At 46.0% G+C, this 19268-nt stretch carries 15 protein-coding genes and 1 pseudogene; 4 read left to right on the forward strand and 12 right to left on the reverse strand.

What is annotated here, in order from left to right; translation table 11 throughout:
• Positions 1 to 2: 2 nt before the first annotated feature.
• From BOQ04_RS09485 to def, 5 genes are read right to left on the reverse strand one after another with little or no spacing between them, the layout of a single operon-like run.
• A complete protein-coding gene (locus BOQ04_RS09485) occupies positions 3 to 2333 on the reverse strand; it encodes a sensor histidine kinase (RefSeq protein WP_076024490.1) in 2331 nt (776 codons plus the stop codon).
• Positions 2330 to 2911, reverse strand: a complete 582-nt coding sequence (locus BOQ04_RS09490; RefSeq protein WP_076024491.1) for a DUF4390 domain-containing protein — start codon at positions 2909 to 2911, stop codon at positions 2330 to 2332. The genes BOQ04_RS09485 and BOQ04_RS09490 overlap by 4 nt, the downstream gene beginning before the upstream one ends.
• Positions 2908 to 4224: a 16S rRNA (cytosine(967)-C(5))-methyltransferase RsmB gene (gene rsmB / locus BOQ04_RS09495; RefSeq protein ID WP_083657585.1), complete on the reverse strand. Its 1317-nt coding sequence runs from the start codon at positions 4222 to 4224 to the stop codon at positions 2908 to 2910. The genes BOQ04_RS09490 and rsmB overlap by 4 nt, the downstream gene beginning before the upstream one ends.
• Positions 4217 to 5221, reverse strand: coding sequence for a methionyl-tRNA formyltransferase (gene fmt / locus BOQ04_RS09500; RefSeq protein ID WP_076024493.1), 1005 nt, complete (start codon positions 5219 to 5221; stop codon positions 4217 to 4219). Before fmt ends, rsmB begins: the two co-directional genes overlap by 8 nt.
• A gap of 9 nt (positions 5222 to 5230) precedes the next feature.
• Complete coding sequence (gene def / locus BOQ04_RS09505; RefSeq protein WP_076024494.1) at positions 5231 to 5746, reverse strand: peptide deformylase; 516 nt, start codon at positions 5744 to 5746, stop codon at positions 5231 to 5233.
• A gap of 71 nt (positions 5747 to 5817) precedes the next feature.
• Here def and dprA point away from each other — a divergent pair, with 71 nt between their 5' ends.
• Together dprA and BOQ04_RS09515 are read left to right on the forward strand one after the other, a co-directional pair.
• Entirely contained in the window at positions 5818 to 6465 is a 648-nt protein-coding gene (dprA, locus tag BOQ04_RS09510; protein ID WP_076024495.1) for a DNA-processing protein DprA, read from the forward strand.
• Positions 6466 to 6698: 233 nt separating this feature from the next.
• Complete coding sequence (locus BOQ04_RS09515) at positions 6699 to 9371, forward strand: DNA topoisomerase III (RefSeq protein WP_233126761.1); 2673 nt, start codon at positions 6699 to 6701, stop codon at positions 9369 to 9371.
• Here BOQ04_RS09515 and mnmC1 read toward each other — a convergent pair.
• The 7 genes and pseudogenes from mnmC1 to rpmH all read right to left on the reverse strand — a co-directional run.
• Positions 9344 to 10432 (reverse strand): annotated as a pseudogene (gene mnmC1, locus BOQ04_RS10960) (FAD-dependent 5-carboxymethylaminomethyl-2-thiouridine(34) oxidoreductase MnmC1); the annotation flags it as partial. The gene BOQ04_RS09515 and the pseudogene mnmC1 overlap by 28 nt on opposite strands.
• 29 nt (positions 10433 to 10461) lie before the next feature.
• Positions 10462 to 12327: a phosphoenolpyruvate carboxykinase (GTP) gene (locus BOQ04_RS09525; RefSeq protein WP_076024497.1), complete on the reverse strand. Its 1866-nt coding sequence runs from the start codon at positions 12325 to 12327 to the stop codon at positions 10462 to 10464.
• Positions 12328 to 12413: 86 nt separating this feature from the next.
• Positions 12414 to 13790 (reverse strand): tRNA uridine-5-carboxymethylaminomethyl(34) synthesis GTPase MnmE, encoded by a 1377-nt coding sequence (gene mnmE / locus BOQ04_RS09530; RefSeq protein WP_076024675.1) that lies wholly within the window; start codon positions 13788 to 13790, stop codon positions 12414 to 12416.
• A 43-nt stretch (positions 13791 to 13833) separates the two neighbouring features.
• On the reverse strand, positions 13834 to 15510 hold the full coding sequence (yidC, locus tag BOQ04_RS09535) for a membrane protein insertase YidC (RefSeq protein ID WP_076024676.1): 1677 nt from the start codon (positions 15508 to 15510) through the stop codon (positions 13834 to 13836).
• Between the two features lie 14 nt (positions 15511 to 15524).
• The gene (yidD, locus tag BOQ04_RS09540) at positions 15525 to 15863 is read right to left on the reverse strand and encodes a membrane protein insertion efficiency factor YidD (RefSeq protein WP_342394328.1); all 339 of its coding nucleotides are present in this window, start codon (positions 15861 to 15863) and stop codon (positions 15525 to 15527) included.
• Positions 15760 to 16077: a ribonuclease P protein component gene (rnpA, locus tag BOQ04_RS09545; RefSeq protein WP_198929324.1), complete on the reverse strand. Its 318-nt coding sequence runs from the start codon at positions 16075 to 16077 to the stop codon at positions 15760 to 15762. The genes yidD and rnpA overlap by 104 nt, the downstream gene beginning before the upstream one ends.
• A gap of 8 nt (positions 16078 to 16085) precedes the next feature.
• Positions 16086 to 16220, reverse strand: coding sequence for a 50S ribosomal protein L34 (gene rpmH, locus BOQ04_RS09550; protein WP_011903922.1), 135 nt, complete (start codon positions 16218 to 16220; stop codon positions 16086 to 16088).
• Between the two features lie 224 nt (positions 16221 to 16444).
• On the opposite strand from rpmH, the gene dnaA reads away from it, so the two are divergent.
• Entirely contained in the window at positions 16445 to 17887 is a 1443-nt protein-coding gene (dnaA, locus tag BOQ04_RS09555; protein ID WP_083657597.1) for a chromosomal replication initiator protein DnaA, read from the forward strand.
• 262 nt (positions 17888 to 18149) lie between these two features.
• Entirely contained in the window at positions 18150 to 19265 is a 1116-nt protein-coding gene (dnaN, locus tag BOQ04_RS09560; protein ID WP_076024500.1) for a DNA polymerase III subunit beta, read from the forward strand.
• Positions 19266 to 19268 lie beyond the last annotated feature (3 nt).

Here is a 19268-nt window from a genome sequence, read left to right on the forward strand (position 1 = left end):
TCTTATGCCGCCTCTTTAGCGAGATTCATAAACAATATTGATACCTGCGCACCAACCACTAACTCTCCCTGCATACGATTACGAATTTCTATTTTGGCACCATGATCATCAATAATTTTTTTAACTACAGCCAAACCTAGTCCCGTGCCTTTAGTTTTTGTTGTTACATACGGCTCAAATGCTCTGACTAATATCTTAGCTGGAAATCCGGAGCCTGAGTCACTTATTGTCAGTCGTACCGCATGTTGCACAACCCCCTCGGTCTCGCCATAGGGCACTAGTTTTGTTTTTACTTCCACTGGTGCATTCTGGTTTGGGCCCTCTAAGGTCGCGTCTTGTGCATTCTGTAACAAATTGTGGATGACCTGTCTTAACTGAGTTGTATCGCCCATAATATCTGGACAACTCATGTCTAAATCTATTTTGATCGGACTGCCTTCATATAGCCCCAAGATTTCAGTGGTTAAAGTATTGATCGACACTGGTTTTAACTGGGGCGCTGGTGTCTTTGCAAAATCCCTAAAGTCATTGACCATCTCTTTCATCGCTTGAACTTGACGAATAATAGTTTGCGTACTGCGATTCATCATTTCTTCCTGCTCGGGATTTAATTTTCCTGCCAGCTTATGCTGCAAACGCTCTGCAGAAAGCTGGATTGGAGTCAAAGGATTTTTGATCTCGTGTGCCAAACGCCTTGCAACCTCGCTCCAGGCAATTGAGCGCTGGGCACTAACCACATCAGTAATGTCATCAAAGACCACCATACGTAAGTCTTGAGCAAGCTCTGTACCACGCACAAAGAGGGTTACCCCTAGCTCATTCTCAAACTCATTGGTTGTGTGTAATTGAATTTGCTTTTGCCATACAGGCGCATCTTGCTGCTCACTCTTCAGCCGCTCTTTTGAGTCGCCCTCTGTGCCACTGGCAACCGCTAGTTTCATCGTTGCAAAGCCATCTTTAATCGCCTGCTCAAACTCCAGTAATGCAGGGATCTCACTCAGAGGCCTGCCATCAAGTTGAGTTAGGTCTTTAGCAAAAATACGATCTGCTCCAGCGTTACTTGAGACAACATTGAAGTTTTTATCAAAAATGCAAACCCCGGCAGTTAAATTTCCCAGTACCGTCTCTAAAAAGGTTTTTGATTCCTGCAATGAATTACGCGTATCCGAAAGCTGCCTGGTCATCACATTAAACTGGCGAGTGAGCATACCTAACTCATCGCCAGTATCTAATTCTGGCTTGGGCGATAAATCTCCCTGTGCCACTGCTTGCGTTCCCCTGAGCAACATTAGTAGAGGCCTAGCTAGCTGGCGACCAAGCAGTAGGGCCAGAGTAACCGCAACAAATAAGGAAAAAAATAAAGTTAAGGTCAGGGTACCAGCAAACATTTTGCGCAACCCGGCGCGCCCCAAGGCTTTTTCTTGATAGTCGCTATAAGCAGCCTGTACCGCCATCGTATTTTTAGTAATGCCCTCTGGCATTACTTTTATCAACTGCAAATACCAAAGCTCTTTTTGGTATTGAGGGTTTAGTCCAAAACCATGTCCGCTGGCGCGCTGCTCTTTTGTAAGTGGAATGATTGCACGCAAGCGGTAGGCCTGTGGTTGGCTTGAAGTTTGTGGTTCATCAATCAACCCTGCGCCTTTTAATTTAGATGCTTGATTCATCAGGTCTGCTGACGGCGGGCTTGAGGGTGTTTGCAATGCCGCTGAGGCTGCAGTAGCAACTACCACTTGTTGACCATTGAAGATCGTAATTTCTTGCAGGCCAAACTGATCGCGCAGACGAGACAACAAGAGCGTTAGTTCCGCTGGGCTTGCTTGATTTGGTGAGCTTTGAATTTGATCAGCAACTATTCGTCCCTCGTCTTGCAACTCTTGAAGCGAACCACTTAAGGTTGCGCGCCCCAATTCCAGCCCAGCCTCTAGGGCAGATTCGACCTTCACATCAAACCAAGTTTCAATACTGCGTGATACAAACTGCATGGATACGCCGTAAAGAATGAGGCCCGGCACAACACCCACTAAAGCAAAAATCATTGCCAACTTCGCAATCAGCCTTGTGCCAAATCGCCCCTGATACCAACGAATTGCGATGACTACCACCAGAGTTAGAATCACCAAAGTGAGGCCAATGCCGATCACTACGTTGGCTGCATAAAGCCAAATAAAATAGTTATCAAAAAACTCGGTATTCGATGAGGCCACCAAAAGCATTACCAACAATAGCAATGCGAACACGCCGATAACACCAGCCGCGATCGGAAGAAATCGCCTTCTAAGCGCGACCTTATCGAGAAAGTTCAAATTAATGAGGTCTGACAATATTGTCATCGCGCAAATATATTAGGGCTGTTAAAGGAGAATGGGAAGCGCACCCAGTCACTCGAAACATTCCAGTCGCGATTATTTAATGCATTGACCTGAAATGGTTTTGGCAGCTTGCTTAAATCTAAAGTCATACGCAATCCCGCGCTATAGGATTTACCTTGGTCTACTTGCGAGCTATCAAAAACGTGCCAGCCGCCAATACTGCCTACGGCTTGCAATGCTTCTGGCATTGTTTTTGCAGTAAAGGTAAAGCCATCAGATGCAATACGATATTGCTGAGTCAGTGGCTGATAAGAAAGGCGGGTTTGCCTTTGAGCAACCGCAGCCTTCTCCTCAAACCAATACCAACGGCCCCGAGTTAATTCAAATTCAGTTTGAAAATATAAAACTACGCCTTTTTGTACCGCCTCTTCAAGGCCGGGGGCTAATTCAATTTTAAATGCCGCATTTAACAACCATTCATTATCCGAGCGCTCAATCTCAGCAGATTTGATTTTGATGCCCTCTGCCCTAGCAGTGACCGAGACAAAACTCAGCGCCACCAGGCAACAAAAGATAAATTGTTTAATGCGTTGGCTCATGAACCATTTTTCTTAAACAAGGCATAGTAAAAGCCATCATTGGCTTCTGTGGGCAAAATCTGCCCCGGCGAACTTAATCGTACCGCATTGGCATGCTCGGTCGCAAACCATTGCGCCTGATCTTCGCCCTCTTCAGGAAAAACTGAGCAAGTTACATATAAAAGCAGGCCCTCTGGCTTTAGCATCTTCCATGCTTGAGCCATAATTTCACGCTGCTTATGCTGCAAAGTCCGAATATCGGCCTCACGCCTTAAAAAAGGAATATCGGGGTGGCGAGAAACAATGCCTGAGGCAGAGCAAGGCGCATCAAGTAAGATTTTGTCAAAAAGCTGGCCATCCCACCAAGCTGCTTTTGATGCATCACCCCGCACCACACGCACATGCTCCGAACTTAAGCGCAGGCGATCTAGGTTTCCAGTAATTTTCCCCAGGCGCCCCCCATCGAGCTCAAGGGACAGCATTTCACAATCTGCGAGCTCCAACAAATGTGCCGTTTTTCCACCTGGGGCAGCACATGCGTCCAATATCTTCTCACCTGGCTGCGGGTTTAACAGGGTTGCTGCCACCTGCGCACCGCTATCCTGCACTGAAACAGCCCCACTATAAAAACCTGGCAAGTCAATCACTGGCACCGGATCTCTTAAGAGTAAAGCGGAGTTTAGTTTGACTCCAGCCACCTCTTCAATAGGGGTAGCAGCAATATTGGCCTCATTTAATAATTCTTGATACTGGTCTCGCGTGTATTGACGTGTATTCACACGCACAATTAATGATGCACGTTGGGCCTGTGCGATTTGCAATCCTTGCCACGACTTTGGATAGTTGCGCTTTAGATTGGCACGCCACCAGGGCGGGAAAAACATTGGGATCGGATCGGGTGGGTAACGCACCTCTCCTTCGGGTGGGTTGACAATGAGGCTAACCTTTCGGAGCACCGCATTTACTAAACCCTTGGCATACAAGGTCTTGTCATACTGCTCGCAAGCCTGCACTGCTTGATCAACGATAGTGTGTGCTGCATACCCCTTGCCATCTGAGGTTCCCTGTAAAAATAGCGCAATGGCAACACTCAAAAGATGATCCACTTCAACCGGGGGTGGTTTTGGGATAAATTGCTTGATCAGCTCATGTGAACGAACCCATTTTCGCAAAGCATCAAATGTCAGGCTTTGCACAATCGGGCGCTCATGAGGCTCAAGCTGATCGAGCACCTCAGTAAGAGAGCGGCCACTCATCACCTCTCCAACGGCCTGTGCCGAAATAGTAATGGCCTCTGAAAGTGGCAGGCTACGTAATGTTTTGTGATCAGTCAACCGATTCCCTTTGGAAATGCACTGCATTGTGTTGCGCCATGATGAGCTGCAAAATTGCACTGGCTGGCATGCGCTTGCCGCCTGGTCTTTGCATCTCAAGTATTTCAATTACGTCTTTGCCGCACTGTATATAAACACCCTCATCATGCACACCCAATACTTGACCTGGCTGCCCCACAGGAAATGACCGCTCCTGGCTAGCAACGCGAGAATTCCAGAACTTGAACGTTACACCCACAGCCGAGCTGTTGGCCCCAGGAAAAGGATTGAAGGCCCGAATTCGATAATCAATTTCTGCAGCACTCAAACTCCAGTCAATATCCGCTTCGTTCTTGAGTATTTTTTCTGCATAGGTCACACCATCGCTCAATTGGGCTGTTGTGTGCAATGGGCCACGCGACTCAAGTAAGCGCAATGTTTCATTAATTAATTCTGCGCCCAAGCTTGCAAGACGGTCATGCAGGGTGGCGCTTGTTTCATGATTTGCAATCTCAATTTCACGGACCAACACGGTATCGCCCGTATCTAGGCCCGCATCCATTTTCATAATGCTGACACCCGTTTTTAGATCGCCCGCTTCTATTGCCCTTTGAATTGGGGCCGCTCCACGCCAGCGAGGTAAAAGTGAGGCGTGGATATTAAAACAACCCAATCGCGGTGGCGCCTCTGCAAGATCAAGAATTTCCTGAGGAAGAATCAACCCATACGCAACTACCACCATTACATCAAAATCGGTATGGGCTAGTTGAGCATAAGCAGCCTGAGCTTCGAGTTGCTTGCTTGAATCAGTGCTATTGCGCTTAAGCGACTCTGGCTGCAAAACAGGAATATTTTTTTCTAGTGCAAATTCTTTAACGGGACTGGCTTGCAAATGCATGCCTCGGCCCGCACGCCGATCCGGCTGTGTCAGCGCCAAAACAATTTGATGTCCGGCAGCATCGATAGCGCGCATGGCTTGTGCTGCAAATTCTGGGGTACCAGCAAAAACAATTTTCATGAGGTGCGCTTAGCGCTGACCCGCCAACTCTTTGGCGCGTTTTTTCATTTTGAGTGAAATGCGATTTCGCTTCAAAATGGAGAGGTACTCAACAAAGACTTTGCCCTGTAAGTGATCCATTTCGTGTTGCAAACAAACTGATAAAAGGCCATCGGCCTCTATTTCAAACTCCTTGCCATTGATATCAAGTGCTTTCACTCGAATATGGTCCGGTCTTTCAACTTCATCATAGTATTCGGGCACAGAGAGGCAGCCCTCACGCCACGCCTTCTTTTCTGGGCTGGCCCAAACGAGCTCTGGGTTAATGAATACCATGAGCTCGTTTTGGTTTTCTGAAACATCAATCACCACAATCCGCTCATGAATATCTACTTGCGTGGCCGCAAGACCAACTCCAGGGGCGTCATACATTGTGTCCGCCATATCGGCAACAATTTTCTTTATGCGCGCGTCTACCTGGGTGACCGGTTTGGCAACCTTATGCAAGCGCGGATCGGGATAACAAAGGACTGGTAATAGAGCCATGTAGGAATTATCCAACAGAGTAATCAGTCTGTCCCAATTGCTGAAAATAAACCTGCACTCAAAATAAGCTGATGCAAACCCTCTCTCCAGCACATCCCCACTATCCAAAGAGATTTCATGATCTTTACGACCCCCCAAAACTCCTCTATATAGATGGGGATCAAACACTCCTAGCGCGCCCCATGATTGCGATTGTGGGGGCAAGAATGGCCACACCAACTGGAATGCATCACGCCAGGGTCTTTGCGCAAACCCTTTCAAAGGCTGGGTTCCTAGTGATTTCAGGTTTGGCGCGCGGTATTGATGGGGCCGCCCATCGCGCCTGTCTTGAGTTAGGCCCTGGATTTTCAACCATTGCAGTCTGTGGAACGGGGTTAGATAGGGTCTACCCTCCAGAACACCTTAATTTAGCTCAATCTATTGCCGCAGAAGGGCTATTAATATCGGAACATCAACCGGGAGTGGGTGCAAAAGCATTTCATTTCCCGCGCCGCAATCGCCTGATTGCTGCGCTAGCACTGGGGGTGGTTGTTATTGAGGGCGCAGAGCGCTCGGGCTCACTGATTACGGCCCGGCTTGCATGTGAGTTGGGGCGAGAGGTCTTTGCTCTCCCTGGCGCCATTCATCACCCCCTCAATGCAGGCTGTAACCGCTTAATTCAGGAGGGGGCAAAGCTAGCAAACTCTCCAAAAGACGTTCTAGAGGAGCTCTTAATTTAGATGAATCCATTTTTAACCAATTAAAAGTCATGTTTTATATGATTAATAAAATGAGTGAGCACTTACTAATAATTTTTTGTTTTTCGTGTAGCAAGGCTATTTTGGACTTTTACTAATTTATCGGTTAATAATAAAAAAGGGTGGATCGCTAGACTAAATCCCAATTTGGTTTAAATTGATCATCCCTTTTCCCCATTAAAAACAGAGTTTCAGGCTCATATTTAGGCAAACGCGTGGCTAAAGCATCTACCAAAAGCAGCTCAAAAACATCAAGTATTGACCACCCCAAGGCGCTCATCATTGCCGAGAAGCCATCGGTTGCTAACGATATTGCAAAGGCACTGGGCGGGTTTACGAAATACGACGATTATTTCGAAAGTGATGATTATGTAATTTCATCTGCCGTTGGCCACCTGCTCGAAATTGGTGCCCCTGAAGAATACGACGTGAAACGTGGCAAATGGTCTTTTGCCAACCTACCCGTAGTGCCTCCTTATTTTGACTTACGCCCCATTGTCAAAACCGAATCTCGCTTAAAAGTGTTGCAAAAGCTAATCAAACGCAAGGACATTGACACCCTAATCAATGCATGCGACGCAGGACGTGAGGGCGAACTCATTTTCCGCCTCATTGCACAGCACGCCAAAGCTCCGCAGCTAGTCAAACGTCTTTGGTTGCAGTCTATGACTCCAAACGCCATTCGGGAAGGGTTTGTATCACTACGTAGCGATGAGGATATGCAGCCGCTGGCCGATGCCGCTCGCTGCCGCTCAGAAGCGGATTGGTTGGTTGGCATTAATGGTACGCGGGCCATGACCGCATTTAATAGCAAAAGCGGAGGCTTCTTTTTAACCACCGTAGGTCGTGTCCAAACACCAACGCTATCCATTGTTGTGGAGCGTGAAGAATTAATTCGCAAGTTTGTTTCCAAAGACTACTGGGAAGTAAAGGCTGAATTTATTGCGGCGGCCGGGGTATACGAAGGCCGTTGGTTTGATCCAAAGTTTAAAAAAGATGTTGCTGCACCAGATGCGCGTGAGAATCGCCTCTGGAGTGAGGCAGCCGCCCAAAGCATTGTGGCGGCATGTCGCGACAAAAAAGCTACCGTCACAGAGGAAGCAAAACCGGCAACGCAACTTGCCCCCCAATTATTTGACTTAACTAGCTTGCAACGCGAGGCGAATGCGCGCTTTGGCTTCTCCGCAAAAAATACATTGGGCTTGGCACAAGCTTTATATGAACGCCATAAAGTACTTACCTACCCTCGTACTGATGCAAAGGCGCTGCCAGAAGATTATTTGGATACCGTCAAACAAACGATGGAAAACCTGGCGAAGCATTCTCAAGAATATCGGCCATTTGCCGAACAAATCTTAGCGGGTGACTCGAAAGATTCAAAAACCAAGTCAGGCACCGGGTGGATTAAGCCAAACAAAAGAGTTTTTGATAACTCCAAAATCTCAGATCACTTTGCAATCATTCCAACATTGGAATCTCCTAAATCATTAAGCGAACCAGAGCAAAAACTGTATGACCTGGTGGTACGTCGCTTCTTGGCAGTGTTTTATCCCGCGGCTGAATTCCGCGTCACCACTCGCATCACCGAAGTATTGGGCCATCACTTCAAAACCGAAGGGCGCGTACTTGTGAATCCTGGTTGGCTAGCCGTCTACGGCAGATCCAACCAAGCGGATGACGAGCTCGTAGCTGTGCAAGAGGAGGAAACCGTTCAAACGGAATCCATCGCTGCAATCCCCTTGAAAACTAAACCCCCGGCACGCTATACAGAGGCTACTTTGCTCTCAGCAATGGAGAGTGCGGGCAAATGGGTGGATGATGATGAGATGCGCGAAGCCATGGCCGAAAAAGGTCTTGGAACCCCAGCTACGAGGGCTGCAATTATTGAGGGCTTACTTGCTGAAAAATATATAGTACGCGAAGCCCGCGAATTAATACCCACAGCAAAAGCATTTCAGCTGATGACCCTATTGAGGGGTTTGGACGTAGAGGAATTAACGCGTCCGGACCTGACTGGTAGCTGGGAAAACAAACTATCCCTCATTGAGCGCGGGCAGATGAAGCGCGACACCTTCATGCAAGAAATTGCCCAAATGACCCAGCGCATTGTCAAACGCGCCAAAGAATATGACAGCGATACCATTCCTGGCGACTATGCAACCTTGTCTACGCCTTGCCCGCATTGCAAAGGCTCAGTCAAGGAAAATTACCGGCGTTTTGCCTGCGAGAAATGCGGCTTTACCATCAGTAAAACACCGGGTGGACGAGCCTTTGAATACCCTGAAGTAGAAGAGCTATTGCGGGAAAAAACGATTGGACCATTGCAGGGATTCCGCAGCAAAATGGGTAGGCCGTTTGCAGCCATCATTAAGTTGTCTGAAATTCCGGAAGATGATGCCGATTATCCAAACGCCGGATTTAAGTTGGAGTTTGACTTTGGTAACACCCAAGAAGATGAAACTGAGGCTGTAGACTTTACTGGACGATTCGCATTGGGTGTATGTCCAAAATGTTCCGGTGCGGTTTATGAAGATGGCATGCGTTACGTCTGTGAAAACAACACCGGACCAAACAAAACCTGTGACTTCAAAACCGGGAAGGTTGTGCTCCAACAAGAAATATCTGCTGAACAAGTTCAAAAGTTACTCAAAGAAGGCAAGACAGACTTGTTAGCCAACTTCAAGTCCAATCGAACGGGTCGAGGATTTAAAGCTTATTTAGCCTTGGGTCCTGATGGAAAAATTGGTTTTGAGTTTGAAGCCAAGGCGCCCAAGGCGGAGGGCGCTGCTAAGGTGCCGGCGAAGAAACGCGCCGGTGCTAGTGCCGCCACCAAATCAGCAGCCAAGCCAAAACGTGCGTCTAAGGCTAAATCATCTTCAAGCACTTGAGCGCAAATCAGCTTGGCCGCTAGAGCCGACCATAAAATGCCCCTCGAACCCAGGGCAGTAGCGAGGAATACCCCTGGGCGCTGAACAAGCCGTCCAATGATAGGCAGTCGATCCCCAGCAACACAACGCACCCCCACAAAGCTGCCTTCCCCCTTTAGATCTGCACAACTGGCCTGCTCATAATCAAGCAAGCGTCTTGCCTGTTCGCGATTAAAGTCATCACTGCTTTGGCGAGCACGCAGATCTTCCTCGCCCTCATCAAAACTAGAGCCCACTACCCAGCGGTAGTCACTACCTTCAAACTCCTGAGCCGGCAAACAATATCCATCGCCCGAAAGAGCGACCTTAGGAAGCCTGTTTGCCCATTCTGATTTTTTTGATACTGAAAAAATACTTAACTGTCCGCGTACTGGCTTTAGTGGAAGCCGAATATCAACGCTTGCCATTAAGGCTTTTGTGCCCATTGCTGCAGCAATAATGACCTTATCCGAGCTCACAATCGATTGCTTATCTTTGTTGAGCAAAGCCCACTTTCCATCAAGCCATTGTAGGCTCTCAACGCCAACACCCCAAAGACACTGAAGATGCTCGTGCGGGGATAATAAGCTTTGCGCAGCTATGCTTAAATCTAAAGATGCACCCCGCGGTAGCCAAACTCCGCTTTGTGAAATGCCGCAAGTTTTCTGAGCCTCTTTTGCGTCCAATGCCAGAGCCATTTGCTCGTCTAGGCCTAAAGAGCGCAAATATTGAGTCATCTCTTCGCGATGAAATGTTTTGCCACTTCTTGTTGGTTGAAATACGCCGTGCTGATTCCAAGTTGCGCCCCAGCGTTCCTCGGCCAATAAAAAAGCGACGCGGGTTAGGCGCAGCAGGCGAGGTGAGCCCCTCCCAATATGAGGGTGGGCTATCGCATAAGGGTGACTTGAGCAGGCAGCTGCGGGACCGGTAGCGCTATCAATCAGACAGACTGATTTTCCCAGTTGCAGTAACTCATTGGTAATGGTTGCGCCTGCAATACCAGCCCCAATCACCACTATTTCATGGTGTTGGGGTTTAGACATGTAATTTAAATGTGGGGCGGATTTTAGTATTAGGCGTTTAAGCGCTCTTCAATCTTCACGCGCGTCTCTAAAAGTTCTTTTGGGAGACGGTCGCCAAGATGTTCAAACAATTCGGTATGTAGCTTTAACTCCTCCTGCCAATCTTCTGCGGCAATCGCAATAGCCTTCGAGAATTTTTCAGCAGAGAAATCTAAGCCGCCCCAATGCATGTCAGCATACTCGGGAGAAATTCCAAATGGTGTTTCTACTCCACTTGCCTTGCCCTCGGCACGACCCAAAATCCAAGAGAGTACGCGCATATTTTCTCCAAAACCAGGCCACACAAATTTACCATCTTCGTCTTTACGGAACCAATTAACGCAGTAAATTTTTGGAAGTGTGGCACCCTCAGCTGATAGCTTTTTACCCATATTGAGCCAGTGCTGGAAATAATCGCTCATGTTGTAACCAGCAAAAGCAATCATTGCAAATGGATCGCGGCGTACAACACCTACCTTGCCAGTAATCGCTGCGGTAGTTTCTGAGCCCATGGTTGCAGCCATGTAAACCCCTTCAATCCAATTACGCGCTTCGCTTACTAGCGGTACGGTAGTCGAGCGTCGCCCACCAAATAAGAAAGCATCAATTGCAACACCCTCGGGATTATCCCAATTGGGATCAACAGCGGGGTTATTTGTTGCAGCTACAGTAAAGCGAGAATTTGGATGGGCTGCCTTGCGTCCAGCAGCACCATCTGCAGGGGTCCAATCTTTTCCTTGCCAGTCAATTAAATGATCTGGCGGCGTATCGGTTAGGCCTTCCCACCACACATCGCCGTCATCAGTTAAGCCAACGTTCGTAAAGATCACATCTTGATTTAAAGAATCAATACAGTTTTGATTGGTTTGACGATTGGTGCCAGGAGCCACACCAAAATAACCAGATTCTGGATTAATCGCAAATAAACGTGTTTTACCTGTGACAGGGTCTTTGCGAGGCTTGATCCATGCGATGTCATCGCCAATGGTTGTGACTTTCCAACCCTCGAAACCTTTGGGGGGAATCATCATGGAGAAATTGGTTTTTCCGCAAGCAGATGGGAATGCAGCTGCAATATGGTATTTCGTACCCTCAGGTGAAGTGACGCCAAGGATCAACATATGCTCAGCCAACCAACCTTGGTCACGCCCCATATTAGATGCAATCCGCAATGCAAAACATTTCTTGCCCAACAATGCATTACCGCCATAACCCGAACCAAAAGACCAAATCTCTCGTGTCTCTGGATAGTGAACGATATATTTGGTTTTGTTATTTGGCCAGGCCATATCCTTTTGACCGGCCATTAAAGGCACGCCAACTGTGTGTACACAAGGAACAAAATCGCCATCTGCGCCCAATTGATCAATCACTGCTTTTCCCATGCGGGTCATCAACTTCATATTGATAGCAACATAAGGACTATCAGAAAGCTCAACGCCAACGTGTGCAATTGGTGATCCAATTGGCCCCATTGAAAATGGCACTACATACATTGTTCTACCGCGCATTGAACCATCGAAGAGTGGCTGCAGGGTTGCTCGCATTTCACTTGGCTCCACCCAATTGTTAGTTGGGCCAGCATCTTCTTTTTTCGCAGAACAAATAAATGTGCGATCCTCGACTCGAGCTACATCATCTGGATCAGAAAGCGCCAAAAAGGAATTTTTACGTTTAGCTGGATTGAGGCGTTTAAAGACGCCGGCCTTCACCAACTTTTCGCAAAGCATTTCGTATTCTGCCTCGGAGCCATCACACCAATAAATATGATCTGGTTTGGTAAGGGCTGCCGTATCAGCAACCCACTGAATTAATCGTTTATTTTTAACGTAGTCTGGTGCGTTTACATTGACTACTGCCTGATTATTTGTGGTCATCAAGTCCCCCATTCGGTGTTTTTATGGTCTGACGAGTTTAGCATTTTGGGCTTGTTTTTTTGATCAAGCCAATGAGTGCAAACCCTTTATTTACCGATGCAAAACTGGCTGAAAATTTTTCCCAAAAGATCGTCTGGAAGGAGTTTTCCTGTAATTTGACCCAAATGGTCTTGTGCCAAACGCAGCTCTTCGGCAAATAATTCAAGAGAAATGTTGCCATTTGCCGCAAATACTTCTGATTTTTTTAAGTGTTCGGCGGCACGCTCGAGGCAATCTAAATGCCTACGCCTTGCCAAAATCGCGCCCTCCTGAGAGCCGCTCCACCCAATAATTTCTAAAATTTTTCTCTTTAGGCCATCAACACCTTCGCCTGTTTTTGCCGATATAAACAAAGTCTCTTCATGGGCTGTTTTTTTAAGCTCGGGGGCCAATAAATCCGCCTTGTTGATGACCTCTAATACAGGGCATTTTGGTGGCAGCTCCTTCAATATTTGTGACTTTAAATCGCCATCAATGAGCTCATCTGTTTGGTTTGAGTTTGGATCTTTCAAAAAGATCACCAAGTCAGCCAAACGAATGGCCTCCCAAGAGCGCTCAATCCCTTTTGATTCAACTAAATCATCGGTTTCGCGCAAGCCCGCGGTATCAATGATGTGCATTGGTATGCCGTCTATATGGATGCTCTCTTTAATACGATCCCTAGTGGTTCCAGCGATAGGGGTAACAATGGCAACTTCTTCTCCAGCAAGTCGATTTAGTAATGAGCTTTTACCAACATTCGGGGCCCCCGCTAAAACCAACTGGACTCCATCTCGCAATAGCTTTCCTTGTTTTGCGTTTTCTCTTAAGGATGACAACTTGGCGCTCACAGCTTGAAGTCGTTGTTTGGCTTGTGCGTTTTCCAAAAACTCGATTTCTTCTTCGGGAAAATCGAGTGTGGATTCCACCAAAATTCTTAATTGAGTAATTTCTTCAATCAAACCATCCACATCAGCAGAGAAGGCGCCCTGTAAAGAACGCGCGGCTCCTCGAACGGCGGCCTCGCTTTGCGCATCAATTAAATCGGCGATGGCTTCCGCTTGAGCCAAATCAATTTTGTCATTCAAGTAAGCACGCAAGGTGAACTCGCCTGGCTCAGCAATCACAAGGCCCTTATCTTTGCCAAGCTCTAAGCAGCGCTTCATTACCAAAGCTAAAAGGTGGGGGCCGCCGTGACACTGCAACTCCAAAACATCTTCCCCGGTAAATGAAGCGGGGCCTATGAAATAAATTGCAATAAGTTGATCGATAACACTCCCATCGGCATCTCGAAAACTTAATAATTTAGCTTGGCGTGGCTCAAGCGATTTTTGCAGGAGGATAGTTGTGAGCTCGGCCAAGTCTGGCCCGCTAATACGTATCACGCCCACACCACCTTTGCCTGATGCAGTGGCTACAGCAATGATGGGTAACTTTCTAGTCATCATTGCTGTATTCCTTAAGGTGGGCACTTAACTAGCTAGCGCTTTATTTGGCTGGCTTTTTTCCAAACAATTTATTAATTTGCCATTGCTGTGCAATTGATAAAAGGTTGTTGGTTACCCAATATAAAACCAGACCGGCGGGGAAGAAGAAGAACATTACCGAGAAAATAATCGGCATATACATCATCACTTTTGCTTGTACAGGGTCTGGTGGAGTAGGGTTCAACTTGGTTTGTACAAACATGGAGATAGCCATGATGATTGGCAAAATGTAATATGGGTCTGGGACCGATAGATCATGAATCCACAGCACCCAAGGTGCGCCACGCATTTCTACAGACGACAACAATACCCAATATAAAGAGATAAACACCGGAATTTGAATGACCACCGGCAAACATCCTCCCAGTGGATTGATTTTTTCCTTGCGGTACATCTCCATCATCGCTTGATTGAGCTTTTGTGGGTCGCCCTTAAACTGCTCCTTCATCAACGCTAGTCTAGGTTGAACCTCTTTCATGCGTGCCATCGATTTATAGCTTGCAGCCGAAAGTGGGAAGAAAACCAATTTAATCAGAATGGTGAGGAGGATGATGGACCAACCCCAGTTACCAACCAAGTTATGTATTTTTTCTAATAACCAAAAGATTGGTTTTGCCAAAATGGTGAGATATCCATAATCTTTCAACAACTCCAATCCTGGCGCAATCTTTTCTAAAGCACGCTCTTCTTGGGGGCCAATAAACAGCTGAGCCTTTTCAACAACAGTGCTACCTTGTGCAACAGCACCTAAGGGGGTTTGCATGCCCACTCGATAGAGATCGTTGTCAATTTTTCCAGCGTAGATATCTCGTACAAATTTATCACCCGGAATCCATGCGCTAGCAAAGTAATGCTGCACCATAGCAACCCATCCAGATTGACCAGCTGGAATCTGTGAGGGGAATGACGCTTTATTTTTTTCTATGTCTGTAAATTGAATTTTTTTATACTTCTCTCCATCCGTATAGATGGCTGGACCAGTAAAGGTGCTTGCTGAAAACGCTCCACCAAATGGTCCAATTTTTTTCTCTTGCGAGCCGTCGCGAACAATTTCTGTATAAAGAATAATTGGCGTACCGTTAACATTTGTTTGTGTGATGCGATGACCAACATCAACCACATAGCTACCCGGAGTCAAAATAAATGTTTTTTCTAGCCTCACGCCATTGCGCTCACTCACTAAGGTCATGAATGGGTTTCCAGAACCATCTTTGCCAGAAGCAAGTAACTTGAAGGTACTGTTATGGTTTGGAAGGTCGGCATTGCCAGCTGCAATGAGGCCCGAGCGAGCAAAATATTTGTGGTTAGCGTTGTATTGAAAGAGCTCGACAGGCTCATTGTTCTCTGCAACGAGAGATTTCAAGAGTTTCGCATCGATAACATTTGCGCCATTTGCGCTAATTTGTAAAACCAGCACATCATTTTGCAAGGTAAATCGTTCTGCACTTTCTACAGCAGCAGAGTTGCTTGCTACAACCTGTGCGGGTGCAGATGCGGCACCAGCTTGCATAGGCACATCATTTTTTTCGCTACCAGCTTTTGTTACGGGTGAAGAATTACTGCTTACAGGTGCGCCCCCAAATAACGAAGGCTTGCCCTCATGAATGAGCCAGTTGTTATAAAGCATTAAGCCTGACAGTGCGAATACAGCCCAGAGAATTGTTTTTTTAAAGTCCATTTGCATTCACTTAATTAATGATGTGTTTGTTTTACCGCAGGATCATAACCACCGTGTGACAGTGGGTTACACCGCAGTATGCGCCATGCTGACATGCCAAAGCCCTTTATAAAACCATAATGCTTAAAGCATTCGCACGCATACTGCGAGCAGCTGGGTACATATTTGCAGTGCATTCCGAGATAAGGGCTTAGCAACACTTGATAGCCCCTGATTAATTTAACTGCAACCGTGTTAACGAGCCGCATATTAAATAAGCCCTTGGATTTGAGTGCGCAGCAGAATTTTTTCTTTTTTCCGAAGCTTGCCGCGAGTGCCTCGGCCAATGGGGCTTTTGAGTTTAACCACAACATCGCTTTTTAAATCGCTTGCCTGCGCGGTTCGAATTAGTTCCCGAATCATTCGCTTTAGGCGGTTACGATCTACTGCGCGCTTTGCCAGTTTTTTAGCTACGGCAATGCCCAAATCTGGCTCTATACCTTTTTCAGGCTGTGCAAAGTACAAGCCCCAACACAAACTAGTCTTGGGGCGTGTTTTAAGTAACTCTGAAATCCTTGCGCTATTCAAGGATTAAATTAAACAGCGAGGCGTTTGCGACCTTTTGCGCGGCGAGCATTTAAGACTGCACGACCACTTTTGGTTTTCATGCGAATACGAAAGCCGTGGGTACGCTTACGACGTGTTACTGAGGGTTGATATGTTCTTTTCATGATTGATCCCGGGGAAACCAAGTATTTTCCTTGTTGCGAGCCAAAAGGTCAATCAATGTAACTAAATATATAGGTATTTTTCACTATATTTACCTATTTATTTGGGTATCCCTATGATAAATATAGAATTTTTTCTTTTGTACACAAGTTATCCACAGCTTTTCCACGGTTTTCTGCCTTGTGGATAACTTTCGGGCGTAGCTACAATGGATCCTCAAAAAATTATGAGCAACCTACAGAATCCAGCCGCCTTGACTTCAATAAACCCATTGGGCTTTTGGGATGCCGCCTTAGGCACCCTCTCCCGCGAACTCTCACCCCAGCAATTTAAGACTTGGATACAGCCCCTTACCTTCATAACTTTTGAAGAGAGTGAGCAGTCACTCACTATAGGCGCGCCCAACCGATTTAAGCTTGATTGGATTAAAAAAACTTTTGCAGACCGTTTCCAAGAATTAGCGTCTGAGTATTTTGGCCAATCGACTACATTAAATTTTGTATTAGATATAGATGGTGGTTCTCCAGATTTAACCCCAAAGAATAAAGAATTAACAACCGAAAATAATGAAGCCTCTGTTGCTCTTCAATCAAATTCTTTGATTGAAGATGAGGTTTTGGTTGAGGAGCAGTCTTTTGAAATTGAAGATCACTCCAAACTTAATCCCAACCTAACTTTTGACACCTTTGTTACGGGTAAAGCAAACCAGCTGGCTAGGGCGGCCTCTATTCAGGTTGCCCACAACCCTGGGGCATCCTATAACCCCATGTTTCTTTATGGTGGGGTTGGTCTTGGAAAAACCCATCTGATCCACGCGATTGGCAACCACCTTCTCAAAGAAAAGCCGAACGCACGGATTCGCTATATTCATGCAGAACAGTACGTCTCTGATGTTGTTAGGGCATATCAACAAAAAGCTTTTGACCGCTTTAAGCGCTATTACCACTCACTAGACCTATTATTGATTGATGACATTCAGTTTTTTAGCGGCAAATCTCGAACCCAGGAAGAGTTTTTCTATGCCTTTGAGGCCCTTCTAGGCAATAAATCACAGGTTATTATTACCAGCGACACCTATCCTAAAGAGATGGCTGGAATTGATGATCGACTCATTTCCCGCTTCGACTCGGGTTTAACGGTTGCTATTGAGCCCCCCGAATTAGAAATGCGCGTAGCTATTTTGATGAAGAAGGCTGCCAACGAAGGTATCCCAATGAGTGAGGATGTGGCTTTTTTCGTAGCCAAGCATCTTCGATCCAACGTTCGCGAGCTTGAAGGAGCTTTACGCAAAATTCTAGCGTTTGTTCGCTTCCACGGGCGGGAGGTCACTATTGAGGTTGCAAGAACGGCCCTAAAGGACCTTCTTTCAATCCAAAATAGACAAATTTCTGTAGAAAATATCCAAAAGGCGGTAGCGGATTTTTACAGTATTAAGGTAGCTGATATGTATTCCAAGCGAAGACCCGCCAATATTGCGCGTCCGCGCCAAATAGCCATGTTTATGGCTAAAGAATTGACGCAAAAAAGTCTACCGGAAATTGGCGAACTGTTTGGTGGTCGTGACCACACCACCGTTTTACACGCCGTTCGCAAGATCGCGGATGAGCGCTCGCACGATGGACAGCTTAATCATGAAATTCATGTGATTGAGCAAACCCTGAAGGCCTAGTTTTGCCTGTGGATAAGTTTGTGGATAGCCCAATGGATAACTTTGGGGATTGTATGTGGATAAATTGTGGAAAGGTCGCGCTTCATGCAAAAATAGGGTATTGAGAAAAAGTTACCCAATATTTATGCAGCGTTTATACAGAAGTTGTCAACAAGTTTTTTTGTTTGTAAGCACTTGTTTTAAATGTAGTTTTTGACTTATCCACTGAAATCGGAAGCCTTATTATTACTACTAATAAGATATATACAAGGATTTAAAAGCAATGCAATTAGTTAACGCCTCGCGAGATAGTTTATTAAAACCATTACAAGTGGTTAGTGGCATTGTTGAACGTCGTCATACTTTGCCGATTTTGGCCAATTTGTTATTTAAGAAACAAGGTGAGAGAGTTTCTTTTATTTCTACTGATATAGAAATTCAGATTACGACCAATGCTTCTTTTGGTGTTGGTGCTGAAGATGTCACAACTACAGTGGCCGCTAGAAAATTGCTAGATATTTTGCGCGCTCTACCTGAGGGCCCGGTAAGTTTGAATTTAAAAGACAATAAGATGGTTGTTCAGAGTGGCAAAAGCCGCTTTTCATTGCAGACCCTGTCTGCAGCAGAATTTCCAATTATGCAAAGTGTGGGTGAAGTTACCGCTAGCTGGCAGATGTCTCAAAAAAGTTTTCGCCAACTTATCAGCCAAGTTCATTTTGCAATGGCTCAACAAGATATCCGTTATTACTTAAATGGCATGTTGTTGGTTATTGAGGGTAAAGAGGTGGTCGCAGTAGCTACTGATGGACACCGTCTTGCTTACTCTCAAGTTCAGTTAGCGCAAACACCATCCGGTTCTGGGCAGAGACAGGAAATTATTGTTCCGCGTAAGACAATATTAGAGTGTCAACATCTTCTTGAGGACTCCGATGAACCTTTAGAGATAAGCCTTACATCTAACCAAGTGAAATTTACATTTGGAGATATTGAGCTTATCTCCAAATTGGTTGAAGGTAAATTCCCTGACTTCCAACGCGTTATTCCAAAAGGGCATAAAAATTCTTTAGTTGTTGGACGTGATGTTTTGCAAGCAGCTCTTCAAAGGGCAGCCATTCTAACAACTGATAAATTCAAAGGTGTGCGCTTCTCCTTATCACCCAATCGCATCACCGTTCAATCTACCAATGCGGAGCAAGAAGAGGCGCAGGAAGAGATTGAAACCGAATATGCTGGTGACTCTGTAGAGATAGGTTTTAACGTGAGTTACTTGTTGGATGTTTTATCGAACTTGAAAAATGAAAAAATCCAAATCAGCCTAGGTGATGCAAACAGTAGTGCTGTGATTACCTTACCTGGATCAGAAGATTTTAAGTATGTTGTGATGCCAATGCGCATTTAATTT

The sequence above is a fragment of the Polynucleobacter sphagniphilus genome, assembly GCF_001953355.1.
Lineage (GTDB): Bacteria > Pseudomonadota > Gammaproteobacteria > Burkholderiales > Burkholderiaceae > Polynucleobacter > Polynucleobacter sphagniphilus.